The organism is Microbacterium sp. (genome assembly GCF_039812165.1).
Taxonomy (GTDB): domain Bacteria; phylum Actinomycetota; class Actinomycetes; order Actinomycetales; family Microbacteriaceae; genus Microbacterium.
This window is the reverse complement of the sequence record NZ_JBDIAB010000101.1, coordinates 1-10,451: the sequence shown is the minus strand read 5'-3', so window position 1 is coordinate 10,451 and position 10,451 is coordinate 1. Positions and strand designations below refer to the sequence as shown.

Here is a 10,451-nt window from a genome sequence, read left to right as displayed (position 1 = left end):
GTCGCCTCTTGCCGTCGCACCCGGGGAGCCATACGCTGACGTCATCACCACGCTGTGAGTCGTCGCCCGATCGTCGGTTCGTGGACGACGGCTCTCGTCGCGTGCGGCGAGTCCGCACGCGAGCGCACTCGCGCACCGCGCCTCTCGCGCTTCCATCCCCCGGGCGGACCGGAGCGTCGCCGTGGCAGATGTGCTGAGCACGTTGAAGAGCCTCTTCGACGAGGTGCTGGCCGATCCGCCCCCGTCGGGCGCACCGCCGCTGCCGGCGGCGCTCGTCGGCCTCCGGGATCGGCTGGGAGCGCTGACGGGCATCACGTTCGACGGCGGCGGCGACCCCCTGGAGAAGTGGCTGGCCACGCTGAGGTCGATCACCGGCGACGTGGCGGTGCGCGAGACGCTCGTGGTGCGGGTCCTGCAGCTGAAGCTTCCCCGGGTCGCGGAGTCCCTCACGCTGCTGGGGGTCGTCACCGTGCCGGATGCCGCATGGATCCCGGACGCCCCCGCGCCGGCCCACTTCCGGATCGACTGGAAGGCCCTCGAGGCGCTCACCACCGACCCGGGCACGCGGGCGCTCGACCTGCTGCTGGGCAAAGTGACCGCCATCGAGGATCTCCAGGCTCTGCAGGTGATGCTCCTGCTGCTCGTCGGCGCTCCTGCCGAGCTCGTCCGGCTGGAACACCTGCGCAAAGGGTTCCTCGCCCTCCCCGTCGCGGCGAGGCCCGGGGTCGACCTCGGCGACCTCATCGAACGCGTGAACTCGCCCGTGCGGCTCGCCCTGCCGCCGACGCCGCCGGTGACGCTCGACGACGTGGAGCCCGGTCCCCCGCCGGCAGGGGGCAACTGGCTGGTCCTGGACGGCCCCGACGCGGTGCCCGTACCGGGGAGGGTGGGCGATCTCGGCATGAGCGTGATCATCCGGGATGCCGCAGCCGCGGCGTCGTGGAAGGTCGACGTCGGCACGTGGCAGCTCACCTTCGTGACCTCCGCCACGGGCGAGGTGACGCTCAGGCTCACGTTCGCCGACGACCGCCTCTCACTCGCGGGGGCGGACCGTTCCACCGCGGAGTTCGCGATCTACGCCGGACCGAAGACGCCGCCCGGCAAGGACGCGTTGCGTTTCGGCAGTCAGGACGGCACGCATCTCTCGGTCGGCCAGATCAAGGTCGGTGTCGTCTTCGCGGCTCCGGGGGCCGGCACGCCCCTGTTCCGCTACTCGCTCGTGTGCGACCCGGTGGAGTTCTCCGTCGCCGCCGACCTGCTGAACACCATCGCGATGGGGCTGCCGGTGCCTAAGGCCCTGACGTTCGTCTCCGAGATCGCGACGACGTTCGAGCAGCTCACCGGCCTCGCCGCGCAGGGCGCCGCCGGCGGCGCGCCCGCGTTCGGCGTGGAGTTCAGCAGGCACCTGGGCCTGAGCATCGGCGGCAAGGGGGCCGGCCTGTGGGTCGACGACCTGCTGACCCGTCTGGAGACGGCGTTCTCCGGAACCGGTGTCGCCTTCCGCGTGGTGTTCCGCTTCGGCGCCCGAGGAGAGCTCGGCCCGGTCAAGGTCACGATGGACGGCGCGGGCGTGTGGATCGGACGCTGGACGTCGGGGAACGCCGGAGTGCTCGCGCCGACCGGCATCGGCATCTCGATCGAGGCCGGGCCCATCTCCGGCGGCGGCTTCCTGAAGACGTACGCCCCCGGAGACTACGGCGGCGCACTGCAGCTGAAGATCCTGGGCATCGGCGCGTTCGCCTACGGCCTCTACAAGGAGCTGCCCGGCGGTGACGCGTCGATCGCCGCGCTCATCGGCATCCGGCTTCCGCTTCCCGGCATCCAGGTCGGCTTCGGCTTCGCGATCATGGGCTTCGGCGGTCTGATCGGCATCAACCGCCGCGCCGATCTGGACGCGCTGCGGGAGCGGTTGGTCAGCGGCACGGCCGGCGACGTGCTCTTCACCGACGACCCGATGAAGAACGCCCCGAAGCTCCTCGGCGAGCTGCGGACGCTCTTCCCCGACAAGAAGGGCACGCACGTCTTCGGCCCGACGATCAAGATCCAGTGGCTGAGCCTGCTGCGGCTCGACCTCGGGCTGTTCATCGAGCTGCCGGGCCCGAGCAAGGTGTTCATCGCGGGCTCGGGGAAGCTGGTCCTCGGGTCGGAGGACTTCGCGCTCGTCCACCTGCGGCTGGACTTCGTCGGGGGCGTCGACCTGGCGGCATCCCTCATCTTCTTCGAGGGCTACCTCGTGGACTCGACGGTGCTCGGGATCATCCGGATCACGGGCGGTCTCGCCCTGCGCATCGGATACGGCGGAAACCCCTACTTCGTGTACAGCGTGGGCGGCTTCCACCCCGAGTTCAACCCCGGCAACCTGCCGATGCCGGCGATCCCGCGCGCGGGCGCCGGCGTCGACCTCGGGGTCGTGTGGTTCAAGCAGGAGATGTATCTGGCCGTCACCTCGAACACCCTGCAGTTCGGCTCGAACACCGAGGCCGGGGTGAGGATCGGTCCCATCTCGGTGCACGGCTGGTTCCGCTTCGACGCACTCATCCAATTTCGCCCGTTCGCGTTCGTCGCGACGATCGACGCGGGCATGGAGGCGGCCTTCAAGGGCTGGTCGTTCGCGAGCATCCGCGTGCGCGGCACGCTGTCGGGTCCGGGCCCGCTCGTCCTGCACGCCTCGGCGTCGGTGCACGTGCTCGTCGAGATCTCCAAGGACGTCACGATCACGATCGACCGTACGCCCGCGGAGTCGCTGCCGCCGATGGGGCCGCTGTCGGTGCGCTATCGCGGCGAGCTGAGCGATCCGGCGAACCTGCGCGGCGAGGGGACCGACGCCGAGCTCGTCTACGGCGGGGGCGGCATCGACCCCTCGGTGATCGTTCCGGTCGGGACGCTCGTGTGGGAGCAGAAGCGGGTCCCGCTCGACCTGCCGCTGCAGCGGGCGGAGGGGCAGGACCTCGGTGGCGTCCGCACGCTCCGGGTGAGCGTCGCGGGAGTCGCGGACCCGGATCTCGGCGCGGAGCGCGACAGCTTCGCCCGCGGCACGTTCGCGCACCTCAGCGACGCGGAGGCGCTCGCGACGCCGAGCTTCGTCGAGGCGCGGTCGGGGTTCCGCCTGGACGGCGCGGCGCACATGCAGGCCGCAGCCGCCGTCGAGAGGAGGATCGAGCTGAACCTCGTGCGCCTGCCGGAGCGCCGACGGATCGCGTTCGCCGGGCTCATCGCCGCGCTGCCCCTGATCGAACTGGGACTTCTGTCCGAGTCCCTGCAGGGGGCCGCCGTGCGCCCGCAGGCGCCCGCCGTCACGGTCGGGTCGGAGGCGTGGCAGCACGTGGACGCCTCCGGTGCCGTGACGGGCGGCTCCGCGGCGGCCTGCCTCATGACCGCCAAGCTCAGCGGCGGCATGGCGACGCCGGCCGGAACCGCCGCCGTCGAGCTGCAGGAGGTGCTGGGATGATGGCCGACCCCATCTACCTGGCCCCGTGGCAGCAGCCCGCACTGGTACGGCAGGCGACGAAGGTCGGCGCCGATCACCGGCTGTCGGGCACCCTCGACCTCACATTCGTCGAGGAGACGTCCGCCGGCCAGACGCCCGCGGGCGGCGCGCTCACCTATTCGCTGATGGCACCGGCCGACGTCACCGCGCTCGTGCGCCGCGCGATCCGTCACCGCGCGCCTGCTCCGGCCACCCCCGACGCTGAGGCGACGAAGCTCGTCCACGTCGACTTCCACGCCCCCGACCTGCCGTGGCGCCTGACGCCCGAGCCGTCCGGGGGCGGAGCGCCGCGCCCGTGGCTGGCGCTCCTCGTCGCGTCGGCGGAAGAGCTCGCCTTCGACGGCCGTGTGCTCGGGTACTCCCGGTCGACGCGACTGCTGCTCGCCGAACCGTGCCACGACCTCGATCTCGCGCGGGCGTGGGCCCACGTGCAGGCCGCCGGCCCCGGGACGCCGACAGCGCTGGGGCCCTCGAGCCGCCGGTTCTCGCGCATCCTCTCGCTCAAGCAGCTCGAGCCGCAGCACAGCTATGTCGCGATGCTCGTGCCGATCTTCAACCGCCTCGGCGAGCCGATGTGGGACCGCGACGGCCGCATCCGCAACGAGAACCGCCCGATCCCCGTCCTGGACTCGTGGCGCTTCGCGACCGGCGAGGCCGGCGACTTCGAGTCGCTGGCCGCGGCGCTGCACGCGCCCGACCCCGGGTCGATCGGGCGGGCCGCCCTCACCTACGCGCGGGCCGGCATCGACTTCGGGCCGCCCATGGAAGTGCGGGGCGCCCTCGCGTCTCTGCGCGACCGGGTGGAGCCGGCGAGCCTCGGGCCGGTCGGCGAGGATCTGCTCGCCTTGCACCGGGTCACCGCCCCGCCGGGCGGCGCCGACCTCCTGGCCCTCCCCGAGTACGGCCATCCCTGGGTGGCGGCGCCCGCGACGGCGGGGCCGGGCTGGGTGGAGGAGCTGCGCGTCGATCCGCGGCATCGGGTCGCCGCGGGCACCGGGGTGTGGATGGGCGTGGCCGCCCAGGACGAGCTCATGCGTGCGGCGGCGGAGCAGGCCGGCGCCCTCCGCGAGGCATCCGACCGGGTCGCCCAGCTCGCGGCCGGTCTCGTCATCGGCGGCCGGCTGTGGCGACGCGCGCTGCCCGCCGACCCGGAGGAGCGCCTCGACATCCTCGGACCGATGATGGCCCGGCTCGTGGCCGGCGACGGCCGGATCGTCGTGGACGCCGTCACCGGCGACACCACGCGTTTGACGCCCGGACTGTTCTCCAGCGCCGCCCAGCGGCTGCTGCGGCATCGCCGCACGGGCGCCTCCGAAGCCGGCAACGCCGCCGCCCCGGCGCCGTCCGCGCAGACGCGGATCCTGCGACACGTCAACGAGACGGCCTCCCCTCGCGCGGAGGAGTCGCCGGAGCCCGCGCCGCCCGACTCGCTCGCACAGCTCATGGTCGACCTCGGACACGACCCCTGGCGTGGGCTGGAGGAGCAGGGCGTGGACCGCGCGACGCTGCGGCGCGTGCTCGAGGAGGCCGTCGGGCTCGCGCACCGGGCGGCCGAGGGCGTCGATGCGGCGGATCCCGTCACGCTGGCCGCCGTCGCCGCCGAGCTGCAGACGCAGCTCCAGATCACGGTCGACGAGCTCACCGGGGGCATCTCGTGCAGCGAGCTGATGTGGCTCGCGGCATCCGAGGACGTGGGCCTGCCCCGCGACTACTACGGGTTCTGCACGCGGCTGCTGAGCGATCCGTCCCGGATCGAGTCGCTCGTCTACGACGTGCTGCAGCCGCACCTCGTGCACTGCCTCCTGCGCTGCGACGAGCGTCCCGACGACCCGGGATGCCGCGACCGCCGCCGCTCGGAGCCGCACCTCGACCCGCCGGATCGCACGCGGCCGATCGACCTGGTCGGACTGTCGACGGCCGTGCAGGCCGTGCTCGACCCGCGCCTGCCCGGCGCGCCCGCTCGCGGACGCGTGCTCGACCGCATCGTCCCGCGTCCGGAGCTGACCCCGATGCGCTACCCGCTGGGCATCGACTTCCCGACCTGGAGCCTGCTGCGACAGCACGAGCCGGAGTGGCTGCTGCCGGGTGCGGAGAGCCTGGCGAAGGACTCGGTCACGGCGCTGCAGACCAATCCGTCGTTCATCGACGCGTATCTGGTCGGCATCAACACGCAGCTGGTGGCCGAGGCCCGGTGGCGCGGGATGGCGATCGACCGGTGGGGCACGCCGTTGAAGATGTTCTTCGGCCCGGTGGGCGAGGACGGCGCCCGGCGAGGCGACGACATCACCCCCATCGCGACCTGGCCGGTGGACTCGCCGCTCGGCGCACGGTCGCATCAGGCGATCCGTGCCGCCGATGCCGATCCGGATGCGACGGAGCGGCTCGTGATCGTCTTCCGCTCGGCGCTGTTCCGCCGCTACCCGCGCACCGTCGTGTATCTGCACAAGGGACCCGGCGACGACGCCGACCTCTCGGCGGTGCCGCAGTTCACGCCGCCCGCGGCTCCCGCCGCGCGCGACGCGTGGTACCGCGCGCGCAGGGACTTCGCGCCCGCGTTCACCGGGTCGCTCGATCCGGACCGGGTGTTCTTCGGCTTCGACGTCGCGCCCGACGACCTGGACGCCTACTGGCTGATGCTCGACGAGCCGCCCACCGAGCTGCGGTTCCGTCTCGACGGGCCCACCGAGGTCGTCCCCGACGCGCCCACGCGCGTCGCCATCAGCGGCGCGATGCTGCGTCGGATCGCCGGAGGTGGCGGATGAGCGGCTTCACCGTGCGCGATGCGCGACTCGCGGCGATCGCCCGGGCACGCGGCCGGACCGCGGACGCCGAGCTGCAGGAGCGCCTGACCGATCTCGCCGCGCGGTGGGCGCCGGAGGACTGGACCACCGCGGACGAGACCGTCGAGCGCGGGGCGCTGCAGCTCATCTGGCAGCACGCAGACGTCGATCGGCTGGTCGCGGACGACGCCGTGGCGCGCGCCCTGCGCGCCGCGCCGGCGCTGTCGGACGAGGAGCTGGCCGCGCTCGCCGTGATCGGACGCTATCCGCGTCCGCTCCTGGGCCAGCTCCGCGCCGAGGTGCTGCACGCCCTCGGCGGCAAGGAGGCCCGGTTCGCGCGGCTCGTGCCCGTGGTGCACGAGCAGTGGCTCGGGATGCACGCGGCCTCGCGGCCCTACCCGTGGGACGACGTCGCGATGCTCCTGCCGCTGGCGCTCGAGACCGTGTTCCTCGAGCCGGACGACCAGGTCTCGGAGTGGCGCATGATGGTGCGCGTCGTCCCGCAGCCTCCGTCGATCGACCTGCACACCGAGACCGTCGACCCGGGGGAGGACGAGGCGGCGACGCGATTCTGGCAGCGGATCGGCTCGACCGCGCGGTTGACGTCGGCGCGGCTCGGCGAGCCCGGTCCGACCGCCGCCTTCACCGAGCTGGCGACGGCGGTCGGGGCGGCGCGCGCCGCGTGGCTCGTCACGGCCACGCGTCCCGTACGGCGCGACGGCGTCCTCGTCGCCGAGCGCGGTCCGGCGTCAGTCGGAGCGGACGACTCCGGCGACCCTCGCGTGGTCGGGCTGCCGCCGCGGTTGAACGTGGAGATCTGGACCTACGCGGCCGACGGCCGCGAGGTCGTGACGAGCATCGGCTCGCTGCCCGACGAGGATCAGCCCGAGGCCGCGACCATCGCCCCCGACATCCCCCTCCCGATGCTCGAGCGGCGTCACGTGCCGTCCGATCCGGAGAACCCGGCGGCCGCCCTCCCCGACCACTCACCGTCGTGGCTGCTCGACTGGGACGAGGCTCGGCGGCTCGGGCTGGGCGGGCTCTTCCGGCTGCCCGCGGGCATCGGTCCGGCAGAGCTCGGCGGCGTCTGCGTGTCGGGGGTCGGTGACGTCCCGGCGAGCGAGCTGATGCGGCACCACGTCCTCAGCGGCGTGCTCGCCCGAGTGAGCCTCGGAGCGCACACGAACAGCGTCTCGGGCGCCGACTCCGCGCTCACCCGCCGCTCCCGTGACGGCTCGCCCGCGATCGACGGAGCGCCGACGGTGCTCGACTGGCGGGATGCCGCGGGACGCCGGCTCGACGCCCTGCGGCCGTCGTCGGTCGCCACGACGACCGACACCGACCGCGTCGTCGCCCGTCACCTGGCCGGCGTGACGGCCGAGGACCTGTCGGTGCCGTCATTGGCGGTGCCGGCGGGTCTCGACGACCGCGATCGCGCAGAGGCAGCGCTCGACGAGGCGGTGCCCGCGACCGGCCTGTCGCGCCTGCTGCTCCGGGCGCTCTGGCCGACGCTGTGGGGCACCTGGCTGAACGACGCCTGGCCGGTCGGCGACGCCGGCGTGCACTTCGCCGCGTGGGCGAACGCCCACGTCAGCCCGGAGGGGCCGCTTCCCCCGGTTCGCTTCGGCGCGCATCCGTACGGACTGCTGCCGGTCACCGATCTGCGCGCCTGGCAGCCCGACCCGGGGTACCCCGAGCCGGGCAGGAGGATGACCACGACGCTCCGGGACGCGCTGGTCAGCGCCCTCGACGAGCTGCACGCGCGCAATCGGCCCGGCGGCACGGTCCGCGACGCGGACGAGGACGCCTATGCGGGGCTGCTCGGCCGCGGCGGATCGTCTCGCGAGTTCCGCTGGCGGCACATGCTCGCCGATCCGCACTGGTCCTGGTTGAACGGCTCGGCGGACGCGACGCCGCTGCGCGACGACTTCGCGCGTGCGACCGCCGAGCTCCACCTGCCGTACGACCCGCAGCATCCCGTGCCGGTGGACGTCCTCACCTCGCAGCGCAACGGCCTGCCGCTCGTGCGGCCGGGTCGGTCCGCGTACGCGCGGCGCGAGGACGCCACGATGCGCCTGCCCCTGCGCTATCTCGTCGACCTCGCCCTCCGTCGCACCCAATACCTCCAGACCGCCGACGCGCCTCCCGTGCACCTGGCCGAGCTGTTCCGCCGCACCGACATGCGGTTCGTCGAGCCGGAGTGGGATCACGGCGACGTGCGCGTGGGCCTGCTGCCCGACTCGCTGCTCGTGCGGCTGCTGGTGCAGGCGTGCCTGGTCGCCAACGGCTGGCGCAACGGCATGGCTCCGGGGGACCGCGACAGCTTCCTGGACCTCGTGTGGCCGGTCGAGCAGCTGCCTCCCGGACAGAGTCCGAACCCGAACCCCGAGGAGTACGACGTCTGGCGCGACGATCGGCAGTCGCGCGACGCCGTGCGGGTGGCGGAGCTGGTCGACCCGCACCGCGTGGAGGAGGTCGACGGCGCGGGCTGGGGACGCACGTCGGTGCAGTTCCCGAGCCTTCCCGTCGACACCGACTCCGCATCGGAGGGCCGCGTGGCCAGGATGGAGCGCGCGCTGGGCGCGGTGCTGGACGCCGCCTCGGTCCGCGTCGACCCGTGGATCACGGCCTTCGCGTGGGAACGGCTGGGATGGTCGGAGGGTTCGGCCGAACGCCGACAGCGTCTCGGCGCGTACGGCTGGGCCTTCGGGCCCTTCGACGGTGCGCCCGGTCCGACTCCGTCGGGCCTTCTCCACACGCCGTCCGGGGACCAGACGACGATGGCCACCATCCTGCGCGACAACCATCGCGAGGCCGCGCGTCGCGGCATCCGCAACGAGTCCGGTGAGCTGCTCTGGCAGATGGACGTGACCAGCGACGCGATGCGCCTCGCCGCCGAGGTCGCCGAGGACGTCCGCCAGGGGCTGCATCTCTACGACGTCCTGGGTCGCGCCGTCGAGGACGTCCTCGCGGCCGACGCCGCGCCCGGCGCTCCGTCGGCGTACCAGCGCATCGGCGCCCTGCGGGTGGACTATCCGATGTACGACGACGCGCGTGATCCACGCCAGGTCTGCCACGGCCTGCACGCCCTCACCGGCGACCCCGACGACCCCGCGCGACCGGGTCTCATCGACCACACGGGTCGCGGTGCCGATCCCCGCCATCCGCTCACGGCGATCCAGGAGCAGCGGCTCGCCCGGATCGTCCGCGCCCTCGACGTGCTGTCGGACGCGACCCTCATGGAGGGCGTCGTGCAGTCGCTCGGCCGTGCGGTCGGACGGGCGAGCGCAGCCATGGACGCGGCGTCCGGTCTCGGGGTCATGCCGACGTTCGAGGGCGTGCAGACCCGGCCGAGCGGCTTCGTCGCCGAGACGACCGTGCTCTCGCTGCTGCCCGCGCGCGAGGCCGCCGCGGACGCCGAGGCCGCCTCGCTCGCCGAGCCGTCCGTCGCCGCGTTCCTGGCCGAGCGCCTCGGCGCCGCGTGGCTGTGGACGGCGCACCTGGAGGACGGCACGACGCGGACCGTGACACTCGACGCCCTGCACCTGAGCCCCGTCGACACCCTCGCCTGGGGACCGGACCAGCTCCGTGCGCTCGCGGCGTGGGCGATGGGGCTGCGGGAGGTGACGATCGCCGAGGTGGCCAACCGCACCTGGCTCGTCCGCGAGCCCGGCGAGCCCGACGCCACCGTCGCGCTGGCCGACCTCGGTGCGCCGGCCGCCGGCCTCGCCGACCTCGACGTCGACGCGGTCCAGGACCTCGTCGTCGCGCATCGCTTCGGCGGCGTGCCGCACCCGGCGGCCGAGGCGAGCCCGGTGCCCTCCGCCGACCCTCGCGCCTGGGTGGTGCGCGACGCGCTGGGCGGGGTCGTCGGGGTCTACGACCTGCAGACCCTCGGCGTGGACGGGGAGGACGCCGTGGTCTTGCGCACAGCGATCCGCGCGCGCGCGGGGGCGCCCGCCCTCGCCGACCTCGAGGATCCGCGGAGCCCGGGACTGGTCGACCCGCCCGAGGCCGCCGCGTGCCGGCGGCTCGCGGCGCTCCTGGGCGTGCCCGCCACGGCGCGTCACCTGGCGCGGCCGGGGGAGGTCGCCGACGTCTCGGCCGCCTTCGAGGAGCTGCGGCGGCGCTACACCGCCGCCCACGCCGACCTGACGGCGGCGTGGCGCGACGCGAGCGCGGCC

Annotated in this window: 3 protein-coding genes; all 3 read left to right on the top strand. The window is 73.9% G+C overall.

Annotation, left to right across the window (positions count from 1 at the left end):
* Positions 1-181 precede the first annotated feature (181 nt).
* Positions 182-3,448, top strand: a complete 3,267-nt coding sequence (locus tag WML84_RS09175; RefSeq protein ID WP_347345842.1) for a DUF6603 domain-containing protein — start codon at positions 182-184, stop codon at positions 3,446-3,448.
* Complete coding sequence (locus WML84_RS09170) at positions 3,448-6,249, top strand: hypothetical protein (RefSeq protein WP_347345841.1); 2,802 nt, start codon at positions 3,448-3,450, stop codon at positions 6,247-6,249. Before WML84_RS09175 ends, WML84_RS09170 begins: the two co-directional genes overlap by 1 nt.
* Positions 6,246-10,451 (top strand): hypothetical protein (locus WML84_RS09165; protein WP_347345840.1); only part of this gene is annotated, 4,206 nt, incomplete at its 3' end. The genes WML84_RS09170 and WML84_RS09165, both read left to right, overlap by 4 nt.